The organism is Nitratireductor sp. WH36-1 (assembly GCF_058725515.1).
In genome coordinates, this window is sequence record NZ_CM178970.1 from 2,048,946 (window position 1) to 2,064,386 (window position 15,441).

The window sequence follows — 15,441 nt, forward strand, 5'->3', positions numbered from 1 at the left end:
TCGCAAGACCTTGCATATAGGAAATCAAGCCTGTGATTGAAGAGCCGCCGACAAGGCCCGTTATCCGCGGTCGGGGCGCAGGAACATGTCGAGACGCCCGCTTCTGCGCTCGATATTGGCCAACGCGCCGGGAAAGCTGATGACTGCAAGCCCGCATGTGGGGAAGCCGGAAGAGGCGGCCTGCGTGGCCTCGGCGTCGCCGCCTGATGAGAGCTCGTAAGCCAGGTCTTCCATCATCGGGTTATGTCCCACGACCAGAATGGTCTCTGCCTGCGGCGCTTCGCGCACTGCGAACAGATAGTCGGTCGCGTCAGAGTTGTACAATTCGGCCAGAAAATGCGTCTCCGGTTTCTGATCCAGCATGGTGGACGAAACGCCATCCAGCGTTTCGATGGCGCGTCTGGCCGTCGAGCAGAGGATCAGGTCGGGGAGGAGGTGAGTCGCGCGCATCCGTTTTCCCAGCGCCCTTGCGTCCTCTTGCCCCGATGCGGTGAGCGTGCGGTCAAAATCGGACATGCCGGGCGCTGCCCAGCCAGCTTTTGCATGGCGAAGGAGAAGAAGCCGCGTCATATCACGAAATCCTGATCGATGGCGCTGAAAACGCACCTGAACGGGTTGGAAATGCCCTCAAACTGCGCGATTTCGGCTGCATTTTTCCCTCCGCAATGGCTTTTGAAGCTAAATGCAGACTTTATACGCATCCACAGCCCCGGGTAGAGCGGATTCACTTTTTCCGCTGCATTTAACAAAAGCGTGAAAGAGGCAGCCTTTGTGCTTGTGGTTGTGGAGGTGCGCTAATATATAGGCGCGGGCGAAAAAACATCCCAGGGTGACTCGATGAATGAGCTCAGTAATGCTGAATATGTGCCCACCGAGGACGAGCCCTTCATGAATGATCGCCAACGCTCGTATTTTCGTGCGAAGCTACAGCGTTGGAAGAGCGACATTCTCAAGGAGGCGCGTGAAACCCTCGAGGCGCTACAACAGGAGAACGCCAATCACCCCGATCTCGCAGACCGGGCGTCGTCGGAGACCGACCGTGCAATCGAATTGCGCGCGCGTGACCGTCAACGCAAGCTGATTTCCAAGATTGACGCTGCTTTGCAGCGCATTGAGGAAGGCACCTACGGTTACTGTGAGGAAACGGGGGAGCCGATTTCTCTGAAGCGGCTTGACGCGCGGCCGATCGCTACCTTGTCGATCGAGGCGCAGGAGCGTCATGAGCGTCGTGAAAAAGTTTATCGCGACGACTGACTGGCAGACAAAATAACGGTTAGGGCGTTAGCCCAGTTTTGTATGCGCCACGCCGCCGCGGCTGGCGCTTTTTCTTTGCCTGTTTTCCGGTTTGCCGACGCCCGCGCACTTTGGTTTCCGGGCATCAGCCTGGATGTATGGCCTATGGCCTGCCCATCCCGCCTTTGCGCAGAGATCGGGCAAGCGAGACGTTTCTAAAAACCTAGTGCTTCTGTTCCGAGAGTTCTTCCAGAAGCTTGCTCATTTCATCTTCGAGTGTGTGTTCGCTCACCGGCTCTTCGATGTGGTCCCGCCGCGGAGCCTCGTCAGATCGCGTTTCCACGGGAGGATCGTTGCGCGTGGTGGGCATGGCCGCTCGCGGGGCGGATGCGATATGAGTGCGTTCCACATAGCGCTCGTCAGGTTCTGCAGGGCGTACATCTGTCGCTACCCTCTCGGGTGCAGCCGCGCGCGGCGGTGTAGCCATGCCAGCCAGCCGCGCTGGCTCCGGGGCGGTCGCGGAAGGCAGGGTGCGATGGTCGTGGTTCGGCGATACCGGCAACGGCGCTGGCCTCACGGGAATGGGCCGGGGGATGGACCGGCGCTGTGGCGCTTGTTCGCTGAGCGTCGGTGTGCGCTCGGCAATCTGAATGCTGGGCTCCGGCTCCGGTGCAGGCGGCTCCACCTCTCGCCGGGACTCTGCCGGGGCCGGCTCGGGAGCCGTCTCCTGCAGCTCCGGCTCCTCACGCCCTTGCTCGGGAACCACCCGTTGGCGAGTTTCCGGGCGCTGGCGTGTTTCGGGCCGGGGCATTTCCGGCTCTGGCATTGCGCGCGGAGCCGGCTCACTCTGCCGCTGCGGCGCGACTGGCTCAATCCGCGCTGGGAGCTCTTTCCCGATATTGGCCTCGACAACAATATCGCTGGGGCCACCGATCAGGATCAGGTGTTCCACATCGTCACGGCGAACGAGCACAAGACGGCGATGATTGTCGACCGGTGTGGCGTCGGTCACCGCCAGCCTTGGCTGCTTGCCTCTGCCTCCGGAGATGAAGGTGCCTGCCGTAAAGCGCCGGTTCACCCGCACGAACACGAGAAGCACTATGGCGATTACAATGAGGATTATGGTCCAAAGGGCCGCAGTCGCGTTTGCTTCTCCAAAAATCCCCACGAGCCAGTCGCGCATTCGTTTACTCCAGTTTCCGTCAGATCAGACAAGGTATGCGTGTCACGCCATGGCAGCAAGCCGCCAGCAAAACTGTGGCCATTCAACAGAACATTTCGGGCAAAGAAAGGCGATTTGCGTTTCGATTACACGTGTGCGCTTGCAGATGGCGGGAGCCCTGATATATCCCGAATGGGTCGGGTTCGCGTGGAAGCCGGCGGGAATTGGGCGCGATAAACGGGAAACGCATGGCCAAGCAGACCGGGGGAGAAATCCACGCAGCACCGATCGTCGACCAGAGTTCGCGACCCGGTGCCATAACGCGGCTAATCATCTTCATTGTCGTACTGACGCTGTCTGCGGTTGCCTTCTCCGTGTTCCGCGACCGTCTGGGCGACCCGTTCCTGCTGGGGCTTCTGGGCGTTCTGGCGATGATCGGGGTGGGATTTCTGTTCGCAACGGCGATCGGCTTCGTGCAGGTCGCGCCGCGTTCGGCAGGCAGTGAACTCTCCAGGGCCTTTGTTGATTCCATGGAGGAGGGCCTCGTGGTTGCAGACACCAAGGGCCGCATCCTCTACGCAAACAATGCTTATGCCCAAATGACCGGTGCGACATCAGTTGCCGACGTGAAGACGGTCGATGGTCTGCTTTCAGACAATCCCGAAGCCGCGCCGGTGATCGAGAAGCTCGCCGCCGGTCTGCGCGATGGCCGGGCAGGGGATGGCGAGTTCCGTCTGACCCGTTCGATCCGTCCGGGCGGTGAACTGGGCGCGCGCTGGTACCGCACCTGGGCGCGTATTTTCAAACTGCCGGGATACCGTCAGCCGGTCTCCGCCTGGCAGATTGCCGACATTTCCGAGGAGCGCGCCGAGCAGGAACGCTTCTTCCTCGATCTCCAGAAGGCTATCGATCATCTCGATCACGCGCCGGCAGGCTTCTTCGCTGCCGACCCTGATGGCCGCGTCACCTATATCAACGCGACGCTCGCCGAATGGCTGGGCATCGATCTCGCCAATTTCGTGCCCGGCGCGGTTCGTCTGCCGCAGATCGTTGCCGGCGACGGCATGGCGCTGGTCAACGCGGTCAAGGCCGATCCGGGAACCGCGCGTAATGCGGTGATCGATCTCGATCTCTCCACGATGGGCGGCGAGGTTCTGCCGGTGCGCTTCATGCATCGTGTCATGGCAAGCCGCGAAGGTTCTTCCGGTCCGACACGCACCATCGTGCTCAACCGGCAGGTGGGCGAGGACGCCTCTGCGGATCTGCGCGCTTCCGAGGTTCGCTTCACCCGCTTCTTCAATTCGACGCCGATGGCCATTGCCTCGGTCGACCATGACGGGCGCATCCTGCGCACCAATGCGCCGTTCCTCTCGCTGTTCTCCCAGGTGGTCGACAGCGATGCGATGGAGCGCCAGGTGCGTCTCGATGCCGTCATTCACGAGAATGACCGTGAGGCCTTTGCCAACGCTCTGGAACGGGCGAAGCACAGGCAGGCCGAGATTGCCCCCATCGACACCGTTCTGCCTGATGACGCCGAGCGGCATGTGCGCTTCTACGTCAATCCCGTCGTCGATCATGATGGTGCGGAAGGGGCCGAGGAAGCGGCCATCGTCTATGCCGTGGAGACCACCGAGCAGAAGGCGCTCGAAGCGCAGATGGCGCAGAGCCAGAAGATGCAGGCCGTGGGCCAGCTTGCCGGCGGCATCGCGCACGACTTCAACAATGTGCTCACCGCCATCATCATGGCCTCGGACCTGTTGCTGACCAATCATCGCCCGTCCGATCCGTCCTTCCCGGACATCATGAACATCAAGCAGAACGCCAACCGCGCCGCATCGCTGGTGCGTCAGCTTCTGGCATTCTCGCGCCGCCAGACGCTTCGCCCGGAAGTGCTGAACCTGACCGACGTGCTGGCGGATCTGCGCATGCTTCTGGCGCGTCTGGTCGGCAACGAGGTGTCGCTTTCCATCGAGCACGGACGCGACCTGTGGCCGGTCAAGGCCGATATCGGCCAGTTCGAGCAGGTCATCGTCAACCTGACGGTGAACGCACGCGACGCCATGCCCGAGGGCGGGCAGCTGACGGTGCGCACGCGCAATATCTCGGCCGATGAATGCGCGCAGTTCCCCTATCGCGAGCTGGCAGTCGCAGATTATGTGGCCGTCGAAGTTTCCGACACCGGCACGGGCATTGATCCCGAGACGATCCGCAAGATCTTCGAGCCGTTCTTCACGACCAAGGAAGTGGGCAAGGGAACCGGTCTCGGCCTCTCCATGGTCTATGGCATCGTCAAACAGACCGGCGGTTTCATCTTCTGCGATTCCGAGCTGGGCGAGGGCACGACCTTCCGCATCTTCCTGCCGCGTTACATTCCAAGCGAGGCGGAGAAGGCGGCCGAGGAGGCAAATGCAGCAGCCGAAAACGGCGCCGCCAAGCCAAAGGAAGAAAACCGCGATCTCTCCGGCTCCGCGCGGGTGCTTCTGGTTGAAGACGAGGATGCCGTTCGCATGGGCAGCGTGCGTGCGCTCTCCTCGCGCGGCTACGAGGTGCATGAGGCGAGTTCCGGCGCGGAAGCGCTGGAGATCTTCAACGAGCTCGACGGTAAGGTGGATATCGTCGTTTCCGACGTGGTTATGCCGGAGATGGACGGTCCCACGCTGCTCGGCGAACTGCGAAAGGTGCAGCCGGACATCAAGTTCATCTTCGTCTCCGGTTATGCCGAAGACGCCTTTGCGAAGAACCTGCCGGAAGATGCGCAGTTCGGCTTCCTGCCCAAGCCCTTCTCGCTCAAGCAGCTTGCAACGGTGGTCAAGGAGATGCTGGAGGAAGGCTGAGACCGGCCCGTTTCGGCTCAACCAAAAAAGAAGGGGTGACTGGCAATGTGCCGTCACCCCTTTTTCTTGTCTCAGGCTCTGAAATTCCTGACCCTAGACCGAAACCGTGCGCCTCACACGGTTCTGCGTGCCGAACAGATCGATGTAGCGCTGGATCTCTGCTGGATCGCCGGTTGCCTTTTCCGGGTTGTCCGACAGTTTGACGGCGGGCCGGCCATTGGCCTCGCTCACCTTGCAGACCACGGAAATCGCCTTCAGCCCGTTGATTTCCGTGGGGGCGCAGTCCTCGAAATCATTGGTCAGGTTGGTTCCCCAGCCAAAGGCCATGCGAACCTTGCCCTGGAAGTGGTGATAAGCCGCCTCGATGGTCTCGACGTCGAGACCATCGGAGAAGATCAGAAGCTTGTCGCGCGGGTCTTTTCCGTGTCTGCGCCAGAATTCCATGATGCGCTCGCCGCCTTCGATGGGCGGTGCGCTGTCGGGGCGGAAGCCGGTCCAGTCGGCCACCCATGGCGGTGCGTTGCGCAGGAAGGATTCGGTGCCGAAGGCATCCGGCAGGACGATCAGAAGATTGCCGCCATAATAGCTCTGCCAGTCTTCCAGCACCCGGTAGGGGGATTCCAGAAGTTCCCTGTCAGTCTTGGCAAGTGCGGCCAGAACCATGGGCAGTTCATGCGCATTGGTGCCGAGCGCTTCCAGATCCGTGTCCATCGCGAGAAGCACGTTGGATGTGCCGGTGAAGGAATCGCCGATCCCCTCCTTCAGGGCTTCCACGCACCAGCGCTGCCAGAGGAACGAATGGCGGCGGCGTGTGCCGAAATCGGAAATCTTGATTTCCGGCAGCTTTTTCAGCCGCTCCACCTTGGACCACACCTTGGCCTTTGCGCGGGCGTAAAGCACATCCAGCGCGAAGGGGCCAAGAGAACGCATGGCCGCGCGCGAGCGCAGCTCGTTGATGATGGTCAGCGCCGGGATTTCCCACATGGTGGTTTCCATCCAGCGGCCATGGAAATGCAGTTCATATTGCCCGTCGCGGCGGGTGAGTTCGTATTCCGGGAGCCGGAAATCGGCCAGCCATTTGAGGAATTCCGGCTGGAAGATCTGCTTGTGGCCGTAGAACGTGTTGCCGGCGAGCCAGATCATCTCCTTCTTGGTGAAGCGGATGGCGCGCGCATGGTCCAGCTGTTCGCGCAGCTCGCCCTCATCGATCTCGTCTGCCAGAAGAACCGTCTTGTTGCGATTGATCAGCGAGAACGTCGCGTCGACCTTTGGATAGAGGCCCCAGATCATCTGCAGCATGAGCAGCTTGTAGAAATCCGTGTCCAGCAGGCTGCGGCAGATCGGGTCTACCTTCCAGGCGTGGTTGTAAACGCGTCGCGCGATATCGGTTTTCGGCATGGTATGCGTGTATCCTGCGAGTAAAGGCCACCGTTTCGCGGCATTCGTTCGGTTGGGCAGACCACAACGGCAGGCCACGATTGTCAACGACTACGTGATCCACTTTCGCGATCTTGCGACGAAAACCACACATGAATTCAACGACAAGTCGTTGAAGTTCAGTCAGGCCCCATGGCCGGATCGGGCGTGGTTAATTGTCCGTTAACGAAAGGAGCGAACACTGATTGCCGGGAGGAGCCCAAGGAGGTGACGATGTTCAACTCTGGATCCACCCACCATGGCCGGTCACTGGCCGGTGCATTTGCCCTGATCACTTTCATCATGTGCCCGTATCCTGCCGAGCCCCATGAGGCTCCGACCGGATGGCGCTACCCCTATGCCTGTTGCTCGGACCGGGACTGCCGCACCGTCTCCGATGCAGCGGTGACCGAAGGCCCGGAAGGCTATGTCATCAAGGTGACAGGCGAGGTTCTGCCGTACACCGACAGGCGCGTGCGCAACTCGCCGGATGGCGTGTTCCACTGGTGTTCGATGGCCGGTCAGGAAAACAGCCGCACCATCTGCCTGTTCGTGCCGCCCCGCGCATTCTGAAAGGACCGTGCTGCACCGCCTAAAGCGGGATGTTGTCGTGCTTCTTCCAGGGGTTCTGGAGGTCCTTGTTGCGCAGCATTCTGAGCGCGCGGGCGATGCGCTGCCTGGTCGAGTGGGGCATGATGACTTCGTCCACATAGCCCCGCTCGGCGGCCACGAAGGGGGAGAGAAAGCGATCCTCATACATCTTCGTGTGCGCCGCGATTTTTTCGGGATCGTCGATGTCCTTGCGGAAGATGATCTCGACCGCGCCCTTTGCGCCCATCACCGCGATCTGCGCGGAAGGCCAGGCATAGTTGATGTCGCCGCGCAGATGTTTTGACGCCATCACGTCATAAGCGCCACCAAAGGCCTTGCGGGTGATGACGGTGATCTTCGGCACCGTGGCTTCCGCATAGGCGAAGAGCAGCTTCGCGCCGTGTTTGATCAGACCGCCATATTCCTGCGCGGTGCCGGGCAGGAAGCCTGGAACATCGACGAAGGTGACGATCGGGATGTTGAAGCAGTCGCAAAAGCGCACGAAGCGGGCAGCCTTGCGCGAGGCGTCGGAATCGAGAACGCCCGCCAGCACCATGGGCTGGTTTGCCACAAAGCCCACCGTGCGACCTTCCACACGCCCGAAGCCGGTGACGATGTTTTTGGCGAAGGACGCCTGGATCTCGAAGAAATCCGCTTCGTCGCAGGTTTTCAGAATGAGTTCGCGAATGTCATAGGGCTTGTTCGCATTGTCGGGCACGAGCCGGTCGAGCGAATGATCCGCCTCGGTCACCGACTGGAAGCACTCCACTTCCGGCAGATCCGCCGTGTTCGATGTGGGCAGGAAGTCAATCAGGCGGCGCATCTGCAAGAGCGCCTCCACATCATTGTCATAAGCGCCGTCGGCGATGGACGACTTGACCGTGTGCACCGAAGCGCCACCCAGTTCCTCGGCCGTCACGGTCTCGTTGGTCACGGTCTTCACCACGTCCGGACCGGTCACGAACATGTAGGACGTGTCGCGCACCATGAAGATGAAATCAGTCATGGCGGGGGAGTAGACGTCACCGCCGGCGCACGGACCCATGATGACAGAAATCTGCGGAATGACGCCGGAGGCGAGCACATTGCGCTGGAAGATTTCGGCATAACCGCCGAGTGCCGCTACGCCCTCCTGGATGCGCGCCCCGCCGGCATCGTAGAAGCCGATGATGGGTGCGCGATTCTTCAGGGCCATCTCCTGAACCTTGACCACTTTCTCCGCATGCGCCTCTGAAAGAGACCCGCCGAACACGGTGAAATCCTTGGCGAAAACGAAAACCGTGCGGCCGTTGACCGTGCCCCAGCCGGTCACCACGCCATCACCCGAGATGCAGCTCTTTTCCATGCCGAAATCTGTGGAGCGGTGCTCGACGAACATGTCGAATTCTTCAAAAGAGCCTTCATCGAGGAACGCCTCGATGCGCTCGCGCGCCGTCAGCTTGCCCTTGGCGTGCTGGGCGTCGATGCGCCTTTGGCCTCCGCCTTCACGCGCAGCGGCGCGGCGGCGTTCCAGCTCGAGAAGAACCTCTTTCATGCTTGTCTCCCCCCAAAGGCGATAAACGGTTCTCATGCTGGTAGCATGGCCGCATCGACAGGCAAATACGCCGTGCGTCCAAGATGACGCACGGCGCTTCTGCAGATTTTACCAGCTGCCCGTGTTTTCCATGGAAGCCCAGGGCTCCATCGGCTCCTTCGCACCGCCTTTCTGCAGCAGTTCGATGGAGATGCCGTCGGGCGAGCGCACGAAGGCCATGCGGCCATCGCGCGGCGGGCGGTTGATGGTGACGCCGGCCTTCATCAGGCTGTCGCACAGGGCGTAAATGTCGTCGACCTCATAGGCGAGGTGGCCGAAATTGCGCCCGCCATCATAATCTTCCGGATCCCAGTTATAGGTCAGCTCCAGCAATGGAGCGTGCTCGTCGGCAGCGCGCGCGCCGTCGGCGGGAGCGGCGAGGAACACCAGCGTGTAGCGGCCCTTTTCGCTCTCGGAACGGCGCACTTCGGTGAGGCCGAGCTTGTTGCAGTAGAAGTCGAGCGATGCGTCGATATCCTTGATACGGACCATCGTGTGCAGGTAGCGCATGTTTCCTCTCGCTTGCTGGTTTACGTATGCGGTACGGGCATCCTACCCGCGCCATCCGGCAATGTTGCACGTTAACCAATTGTGCCGCACTGCCGAAGACCTTCAAATCCAGTTGTTTTCACCTGTTGTTGAAAATCAGAAACTGGGTCTTGCTATGCCACAAAGCGCAAATGCTATCTTCGAACTACACAGTGAGTCGGGCGGACTTGAAAAAAGGCTTGATGGGATGGACGACAAGTCCTCGACAACCAAGAGGTACGAGGCTGGCGGTACGGCGCCAACGGCGGATGACGCTACGGAAGCCATTGAGCTGGTGGAGATCACCGGCGCGATCAAGTGGTTTGACGTGGCGAAGGGCTATGGCTTTATCCTCCCGGACGACGAAGAGCATGGAGATGTGCTACTTCACGTAACCTGCCTGCGCAAGGACGGCTTCCAGACGGCGCTGGAAGGCGCACGGATCGAATGCCTTGCCCGACAGGGCGACAAGGGCCTTCAGGCCTTCAAGGTCGTCTCCATCGACCTGTCGACTGCGGTGCACCCGAGTGAGGATCAGGAGCCTCGCACGCATGTCACTGTGGCCGCGGAAAGCGGTCTGGAGCGTGCGCTCGTCAAATGGTTCAACCGCACCAAGGGGTTCGGCTTCCTGACCCGCGGCGAGGGGACCGAGGACATTTTCGTCCACATGGAAACGCTGCGCCGCTACGGCGTGACGGAACTGCGCCCCGGCCAGGTTGTGCTGGTGCGCTTCGGGCGCGGTGAAAAAGGCCTTATGGCTGCCGAAGTCTACCCCGATCTTGGCACGCTGAATGCCGCGCACTGATCATTGCGCGGCCCTTTTCACGAGAGTGCCGCCAATGTCGCATTTTTCCTTCCAGCCGGTTGAGGCTTTTCGTTCGTTGAGCCAGCGTGTCCTGCAGGCGTTTCTCGCGTCTGTTTTCCTTATTTTTCTCGCCGCTGGCGCTTTTGCACAGGGATCGGCCATGCGCCTGCCGGTCGATCCTGCACCGCTTGTCGTGGTCACGGCGGCGGGCGAGGTGCGTTTCGACATCGAAATTGCCGACGAGGCGCATGAGCGCCAGCGTGGGCTCATGTTCCGCCAGTCCATGCCGCAGGATCGCGGCATGCTCTTCATCTTCCCGGCAGAGGGCCGTCAGGGGTTCTGGATGCAGAACACACCGCTGCCGCTTGATCTTCTTTTCGTGGCGGCTGATGGCACGGTTCGGGCGATTGCGCCCGGCACGCCGTTCTCCACCGCTTCCATCTCGCCGGACGTCGAATCCCAATTCGTGCTTGAACTGGTCGCCGGAACCGCGCAGAAGACGGGGATCGAGGTCGGTGACCGTTTGCGCCATCCGCGCATAGAGGCCGCCGGCGCCCAATAGTCAGCAAGGGCGATTTTCCGGAAAATGAAGTCTTTCCTCCATGACGGGTTCGAGCTCGCTTTCATCGATGAAGGCCAGGGCGATCCCATTCTCCTCATTCACGGCTTTGCCTCCACGCATTTCGTCAACTGGGTTGCGCCGGGCTGGGTGAAGACCCTGCGGGATGCGGGCTTCCGCGTCATCGCGATCGACAATCGCGGCCACGGAAAATCTGCCAAGAGCCATGACAAGGCGGTTTACACGCCCGGTAAGATGGCGGGTGATGCAGCCGCTCTGCTCGATTATCTGGGCATCGGGAAGGCGCATGTGATGGGCTATTCCATGGGCGCGCGCATCTCTGCTTTTTTGGCGCTTGAGCACCCCGAGAAGGTCGCCACGCTCATCCTTGGCGGACTTGGGCGCGGCATGATCGACGGCGTTGGAGAGTGGGACGAGATCGCCGAAGCGCTCCTTGCCGATGATCCGGATAGCATCACCTCCGAGCGCGGCCAGATGTTCCGCAAATTCGCCGATCAGACAAAGAGCGACCGCATTGCGCTCGCCGCCTGCATCGCCACGTCCCGCGAACTCCTGACCGCCGAAGACGCCGCGACGATTGCCCAGCCGACGCTGGTTGCCGTTGGCACCGTCGATGACATTGCCGGTTCGCCCGAAGGGCTTGCCGATCTGTTGCCTAACGGCACGGCATTTGCGATTGAAAGACGGGACCACATGCTGGCGGTGGGCGACCGGACATTCAAGGCGCGCGCGCTGGCGTTTCTGGAGGAGCACCCTCTTGATCGAACGTAAGGCGATTTCCTTTGTCGGGGCCGAAGGCAACAGGCTGACCGGCGACATCTGGGATGGCGGCGGGCAGCCCGTCGTTTTCCTGCATGGCGGTGGGCAGACACGGCGCGCCTGGGACGCCACGGCGTGTGAAGTGGCCGAGCGCGGCATGCGCGCCATCTCGGTCGACCAGCGCGGCCATGGCGAGAGCGCGTGGGTCGAAAGCGGCCGCTACGGGTTTCACCATTATGGCGAGGATGCCGCTGCCATCTTCCGTCAGGTTCATGAGCGATTTCACATCAGGCCATCAGCCGTTGGCGCGTCGCTTGGCGGTCTGGCGTCCCTGACAGCGGAGATGCGGGACGGGCCGCTTCTTGATGCGCTCGTGCTTGTCGACATCACGCCGCGCCTCGATCCCAAAGGGGTGAACAAGATCCAGGGCTTCATGGGCGCGCGCATGGAAGAGGGCTTCGCATCGCTTGAAGAGGCTGCCGATGCAATCGCTGCCTATCTGCCGCATCGCGCGCCGCGTCGCTCGCTGGAGGGCCTGCGCAAGAATCTGCGGCAGGATGAGGATGGCCGCTATCGCTGGCACTGGGACCCCGCCTTCATCAAGGGGGCCGAGAGCATCAATTATGGCGCGGAAGCGCTGATGCAGGAGCTGCTTGCGGGCCTGCCGCAATTGAGCCTGCCGGTGCTGCTGGTGCGTGGCATGCGTTCGGAACTGGTGCAGGAAGCGCATGCCCGGGAGTTCGTTTCCCTTGCGCCTGCGGCTTCCTATGTGGATGTCGGCGGGGCCGGGCACATGGTGGCCGGCGACCGCAACGATGTTTTCGCAACCGAGATCCTGAAGTTCCTGGGCCGCGACGAGGCGGCCTAGAGCATTTCGCGGTCAGGCCGGTCAGTGTCCTGCAAAATGCGGTGGGCGCCGCTCGCGAAATGCGCGCCGGCCTTCTGCATAATCCGCACTTTCGAACGTGATGTCGCCGAGCGCCTGAGCGCGTTCGGCTTCCTGCGTGTTGCAGGTCAGCGCCGCCGAAATCGAAACCTTCGATGCGCGGATGGAAAGCGGGGCATTGCGGGCAATGGTTGCTGCAAGGTCCGTGGCCCGGCTGATCAGCACGTCAGAAGGCACGACCTCCAGCAGGAACCCGCATTCGCGGGCGCGCGCCGCATCGATCCGCGCGCCGGAAAAGGTGAGGTAGCGCGCCATCTGTGCGCCTGCCGTGGCCACGATGTCGCCCATCGCCTCCACCGGATAGGCAAGGCCGAGCCGCGCTGCCGGTACTGAAAAGAGCGCATCGGGCGAGGCTATCCGCAGGTCGCAGGCCGCAGCAAGGCCAAAGCCGCCGCCGAAGCAGACACCGGAAATAGCCGCAATGGTCGGCAGATGCGTGTTGCGAATGGCTGCAAACGCGCCGGCATTCAGCATTTCGTAGCTGCGCGCGGTTTCCGCATCGCGCCGCACCGTGTCGAACTCGGAAACATCCGCGCCCGCGCAGAAATTGTCGCCCGCGCCGCGCAGAACCAGAACGCGCACCGTGTCGTCGGCCCCCAGTTCGGCGACCAGATCGATCATCGATCGCCACATGGCCTGTGACATCGCGTTCATCTTTGCTTCCCGGGAGATCAGAATGGTCGCGATGCCATTCGAGCGGGAAACACGTAAACCTGCCTCATTTTGCTGCGATTGGACCGTCATGCATCAATTTTCCTGTAGCTGCTGTCACAGTTTTTTGCGGTTCAATTACCTTGGCTTCTGACGTATGTTTGGCTTTAAGGCAAGGTTAGGCCTCTGGCGGAGAAATCCATGAACGCTCGCAACGCTATCCGTGAACGCAGTTCCGGCAAAAGCGCGCCTCAACCGGTGGACCCGATCTGGTACGCGGTCCGTGAAGAGGCGGAGGCCGCTGTCGCCAATGATCCGCTGCTTGCGGCCTTTCTCTATGCGACGATCCTCAATCATGACGATCTGGAAAGCGCAGTCGTGCACCGCGTCGCCGAGCGGCTCGATCATCCCGATATGGGCGCGGACCTGATCCGCCAGACTTTCCACGCCATGCTCAATGCCGAGCCTGAATGGCGCACCACGGTGCGTGTGGACATTCAGGCCTATTACGACCGCGATCCGGCCTGCGACCGTTTTCTGATGCCGGTGCTCTATTTCAAGGGCTTCCACGCCATCCAGACCCATCGTCTGGCGCACTGGCTGTGGAAGGAGGGACGCAGGGATTTCGCGCTCTACCTGCAAAGCCGCTCGTCGGCCGTCTTCCAGACGGACATCAATCCCGGTGCGCGGATGGGCAAGGGCATCTTCATCGACCATGCAACCGGCGTGGTCATTGGTGAGACGGCGGTTGTCGAAGACGATGTGTCCTTATTGCATGCGGTGACGCTGGGCGGCACCGGCAAGGAAACGGGCGACCGGCACCCGAAAATCCGCCATGGCGTGCTGATCGGCGCTGGAGCGAAGATCCTCGGCAATATCGAGGTCGGCCATTGCGCACGCGTTGCGGCGGGCTCTGTCGTGCTGAACGATGTGCCGGCTGCCAAGACCGTTGCCGGCGTGCCGGCGCGTGTCGTTGGTGAGTCGGGCTGCAGCGAGCCGTCCCGTTCCATGGACCAGATCCTGCACGGTCAGTCCTGAGCGCGTCTGCGAGCCTCATTCAGCTCATCTCTATTTTGCCAGGGCAGGGAGGTTTCCCGGCACCACGACTGGTGACTGCTCGCAGCAAAAACGTCTGTTGACCCGCAGAGGCTTTACGGCTGAAATCCCGGTTTCAGGGTTTACAGTGGCGCTGGCCTCATGTCAGAAGCGCCGCGATCACAGCAGGGCTACCGGGTGTTCGTACGGATATCCGGCGGGTCTGCATCAAATCTGAAGCTGTGCGTCGTGCTGTCCCGAAACCGGTCCGGTTTCACACGATGCGCCAGGCACTGGAGATGTTTCTTGAAGCCCGAAGAGATCCGAAAGCTCGAAGCGTATTTCAAACGTACCTTCAACAATGATGCGCTGACCGTGAAGGCGCGTCCGCGCAAGGACGATTCCTGCGAGCTTTATCTTGGTGACGAGTTCCTCGGTATCGTCTTCAAGGATGAGGAAGAGGGAGAGCTCTCCTACAATTTCTCGATGGCCATTCTCGACATCGACCTCTGAGCCGTTTCGGCCAGACGCATGCAGGCGCTTTTGGCGCAGCGGCGTGAATTCGAAAGCCCGTATGCGCTGTCGCATGCGGGCTTTTTTCTGCCAAAGGGGGCTTACAGCGGGGTCTTGATGTGCTGGGCGACCTTCCGGCGAATGTCCTTTTCCAGAAGCTGCCACTGGCCGAGCAGCGAGGCGGGGAAGCGGTAGGTCATGCTCAGCCGGTTTCCCAGGTTGATGTCGCGTTCGCACGGCGCGAGCGCCTCCCGCGCCGCAGTTCCTGTCAGGCAACGCGCCACGAAGGGTTCTTCCCCCGGTTCTGAAGCCGAAACCGCAAGCACCTCACCCTCATAGCCCGACCCCTGTTTGAAGCGGTGAAAGCGAATGCTCTCCGGTCCGCCAACCGAGTGCGCCTCGATCACCTGCCGGTAGACGGGTTCAAGCCGGTTGCTCATGTCGCGCGACATCATCTGTTCCTCGAATGTCACGAACAGGATGCGCCGCGATCCGTCCACATGGTTGAAGTCATCGCTTCTGTCAGGCGAATAGCCCTCGAGTTCAGGCCAGACCATGTAGACATCCAGGCGCTGTCTCACGCCATCCTGCCGTGCGGCCTTGAAGCGGATCATGTTTTCCGGAAATGTCAGCACATTGTTGCCGATGACGATCTCGCGCGGCTTGGTGGATGCGGTGTGACCGGCTTCCGACAGCGTGTCTCCATACCACTGGCCGACAAACAGGATGCCGATGGAAAGCGCCAGCAGCAGCAGAAAGAACTGAAACACACGGCGCGCAAACCGGTTTTGTTGCACGGCGGCAGATGTGTTGGC

At 61.1% G+C, this 15,441-nt stretch carries 16 protein-coding genes; 9 read left to right on the forward strand and 7 right to left on the reverse strand.

Annotated elements, in window-relative coordinates; translation table 11 throughout:
* Window positions 1-60: 60 nt before the first annotated feature.
* Complete coding sequence (locus tag AC4PTT_RS09565) at window positions 61-570, reverse strand: SixA phosphatase family protein (protein WP_206552383.1); 510 nt, start codon at window positions 568-570, stop codon at window positions 61-63.
* A gap of 267 nt (window positions 571-837) precedes the next feature.
* Here AC4PTT_RS09565 and dksA point away from each other — a divergent pair, with 267 nt between their 5' ends.
* On the forward strand, window positions 838-1,254 hold the full coding sequence (gene dksA / locus AC4PTT_RS09570; RefSeq protein ID WP_113155358.1) for an RNA polymerase-binding protein DksA: 417 nt from the start codon (window positions 838-840) through the stop codon (window positions 1,252-1,254).
* 202 nt (window positions 1,255-1,456) lie between these two features.
* Here dksA and AC4PTT_RS09575 read toward each other — a convergent pair whose 3' ends face one another.
* Window positions 1,457-2,416, reverse strand: coding sequence for a flagellar biosynthetic protein FliO (locus AC4PTT_RS09575; RefSeq protein ID WP_492161037.1), 960 nt, complete (start codon window positions 2,414-2,416; stop codon window positions 1,457-1,459).
* Between the two features lie 227 nt (window positions 2,417-2,643).
* Between AC4PTT_RS09575 and cckA the strand changes: the two genes are divergently transcribed.
* Window positions 2,644-5,229 carry a cell cycle histidine kinase CckA gene (gene cckA / locus AC4PTT_RS09580; RefSeq protein WP_113155356.1) on the forward strand — a complete coding sequence of 862 codons (2,586 nt, stop codon included), beginning with the start codon at window positions 2,644-2,646 and terminating at the stop codon, window positions 5,227-5,229.
* A gap of 93 nt (window positions 5,230-5,322) precedes the next feature.
* Here the strand turns inward: cckA and pncB are convergent, their stop codons facing one another.
* A complete protein-coding gene (pncB, locus tag AC4PTT_RS09585) occupies window positions 5,323-6,627 on the reverse strand; it encodes a nicotinate phosphoribosyltransferase (RefSeq protein WP_113155355.1) in 1,305 nt (434 codons plus the stop codon).
* Between the two features lie 321 nt (window positions 6,628-6,948).
* Here pncB and AC4PTT_RS09590 point away from each other — a divergent pair, with 321 nt between their 5' ends.
* Window positions 6,949-7,218 (forward strand): hypothetical protein, encoded by a 270-nt coding sequence (locus tag AC4PTT_RS09590; RefSeq protein WP_206552785.1) that lies wholly within the window; start codon window positions 6,949-6,951, stop codon window positions 7,216-7,218.
* Window positions 7,219-7,237: 19 nt separating this feature from the next.
* Here the strand turns inward: AC4PTT_RS09590 and AC4PTT_RS09595 are convergent, their stop codons facing one another.
* Together AC4PTT_RS09595 and AC4PTT_RS09600 are read right to left on the reverse strand one after the other, a co-directional pair.
* Entirely contained in the window at window positions 7,238-8,770 is a 1,533-nt protein-coding gene (locus tag AC4PTT_RS09595; RefSeq protein ID WP_492161038.1) for an acyl-CoA carboxylase subunit beta, read from the reverse strand.
* 108 nt (window positions 8,771-8,878) lie between these two features.
* Window positions 8,879-9,319, reverse strand: coding sequence for a VOC family protein (locus tag AC4PTT_RS09600; RefSeq protein WP_206547481.1), 441 nt, complete (start codon window positions 9,317-9,319; stop codon window positions 8,879-8,881).
* Between the two features lie 226 nt (window positions 9,320-9,545).
* Between AC4PTT_RS09600 and AC4PTT_RS09605 the strand changes: the two genes are divergently transcribed.
* From AC4PTT_RS09605 to AC4PTT_RS09620, 4 genes are read left to right on the forward strand one after another with little or no spacing between them, the layout of a single operon-like run.
* Complete coding sequence (locus AC4PTT_RS09605) at window positions 9,546-10,142, forward strand: cold-shock protein (protein ID WP_113155352.1); 597 nt, start codon at window positions 9,546-9,548, stop codon at window positions 10,140-10,142.
* A gap of 34 nt (window positions 10,143-10,176) precedes the next feature.
* Entirely contained in the window at window positions 10,177-10,704 is a 528-nt protein-coding gene (locus tag AC4PTT_RS09610) for a DUF192 domain-containing protein (RefSeq protein WP_492161039.1), read from the forward strand.
* 24 nt (window positions 10,705-10,728) lie between these two features.
* A complete protein-coding gene (locus AC4PTT_RS09615) occupies window positions 10,729-11,493 on the forward strand; it encodes an alpha/beta fold hydrolase (RefSeq protein ID WP_492161040.1) in 765 nt (254 codons plus the stop codon).
* Window positions 11,480-12,349 (forward strand): alpha/beta fold hydrolase, encoded by an 870-nt coding sequence (locus AC4PTT_RS09620; RefSeq protein ID WP_206547484.1) that lies wholly within the window; start codon window positions 11,480-11,482, stop codon window positions 12,347-12,349. The genes AC4PTT_RS09615 and AC4PTT_RS09620 overlap by 14 nt, the downstream gene beginning before the upstream one ends.
* 21 nt (window positions 12,350-12,370) lie before the next feature.
* Here the strand turns inward: AC4PTT_RS09620 and AC4PTT_RS09625 are convergent, their stop codons facing one another.
* Window positions 12,371-13,081, reverse strand: coding sequence for an enoyl-CoA hydratase-related protein (locus AC4PTT_RS09625; protein ID WP_492161041.1), 711 nt, complete (start codon window positions 13,079-13,081; stop codon window positions 12,371-12,373).
* Window positions 13,082-13,279: 198 nt separating this feature from the next.
* Here AC4PTT_RS09625 and cysE point away from each other — a divergent pair, with 198 nt between their 5' ends.
* Together cysE and AC4PTT_RS09635 are read left to right on the forward strand one after the other, a co-directional pair.
* Window positions 13,280-14,116 carry a serine O-acetyltransferase gene (gene cysE / locus AC4PTT_RS09630; RefSeq protein WP_113155347.1) on the forward strand — a complete coding sequence of 279 codons (837 nt, stop codon included), beginning with the start codon at window positions 13,280-13,282 and terminating at the stop codon, window positions 14,114-14,116.
* A gap of 303 nt (window positions 14,117-14,419) precedes the next feature.
* Window positions 14,420-14,626 (forward strand): DUF3126 family protein, encoded by a 207-nt coding sequence (locus tag AC4PTT_RS09635; RefSeq protein ID WP_113155346.1) that lies wholly within the window; start codon window positions 14,420-14,422, stop codon window positions 14,624-14,626.
* A gap of 101 nt (window positions 14,627-14,727) precedes the next feature.
* On the opposite strand, the gene AC4PTT_RS09640 is transcribed toward AC4PTT_RS09635, so the two are convergent.
* Window positions 14,728-15,396 carry a hypothetical protein gene (locus AC4PTT_RS09640; protein ID WP_492161042.1) on the reverse strand — a complete coding sequence of 223 codons (669 nt, stop codon included), beginning with the start codon at window positions 15,394-15,396 and terminating at the stop codon, window positions 14,728-14,730.
* Window positions 15,397-15,441: the final 45 nt, after the last annotated feature.

What these genes read in the sequence shown, in the direction of transcription:
- AC4PTT_RS09595 (WP_492161038.1), bottom strand. Translation starts at nt 8,770, where the DNA reads ATGAAAGAGGTTCTTCTCGAGCTGGAACGCCGCCGCGCCGCTGCGCGT.
- AC4PTT_RS09590 (WP_206552785.1), top strand. Translation starts at nt 6,949, where the DNA reads ATGTGCCCGTATCCTGCCGAGCCCCATGAGGCTCCGACCGGATGGCGC.
- AC4PTT_RS09565 (WP_206552383.1), bottom strand. Translation starts at nt 570, where the DNA reads ATGACGCGGCTTCTTCTCCTTCGCCATGCAAAAGCTGGCTGGGCAGCG.
- pncB (WP_113155355.1), bottom strand. Translation starts at nt 6,627, where the DNA reads ATGCCGAAAACCGATATCGCGCGACGCGTTTACAACCACGCCTGGAAG.
- AC4PTT_RS09600 (WP_206547481.1), bottom strand. Translation starts at nt 9,319, where the DNA reads ATGCGCTACCTGCACACGATGGTCCGTATCAAGGATATCGACGCATCG.
- dksA (WP_113155358.1), top strand. Translation starts at nt 838, where the DNA reads ATGAATGAGCTCAGTAATGCTGAATATGTGCCCACCGAGGACGAGCCC.
- cysE (WP_113155347.1), top strand. Translation starts at nt 13,280, where the DNA reads ATGAACGCTCGCAACGCTATCCGTGAACGCAGTTCCGGCAAAAGCGCG.
- cckA (WP_113155356.1), top strand. Translation starts at nt 2,644, where the DNA reads ATGGCCAAGCAGACCGGGGGAGAAATCCACGCAGCACCGATCGTCGAC.
- AC4PTT_RS09615 (WP_492161040.1), top strand. Translation starts at nt 10,729, where the DNA reads ATGAAGTCTTTCCTCCATGACGGGTTCGAGCTCGCTTTCATCGATGAA.
- AC4PTT_RS09605 (WP_113155352.1), top strand. Translation starts at nt 9,546, where the DNA reads ATGGACGACAAGTCCTCGACAACCAAGAGGTACGAGGCTGGCGGTACG.
- AC4PTT_RS09575 (WP_492161037.1), bottom strand. Translation starts at nt 2,416, where the DNA reads ATGCGCGACTGGCTCGTGGGGATTTTTGGAGAAGCAAACGCGACTGCG.
- AC4PTT_RS09625 (WP_492161041.1), bottom strand. Translation starts at nt 13,081, where the DNA reads ATGAACGCGATGTCACAGGCCATGTGGCGATCGATGATCGATCTGGTC.
- AC4PTT_RS09610 (WP_492161039.1), top strand. Translation starts at nt 10,177, where the DNA reads ATGTCGCATTTTTCCTTCCAGCCGGTTGAGGCTTTTCGTTCGTTGAGC.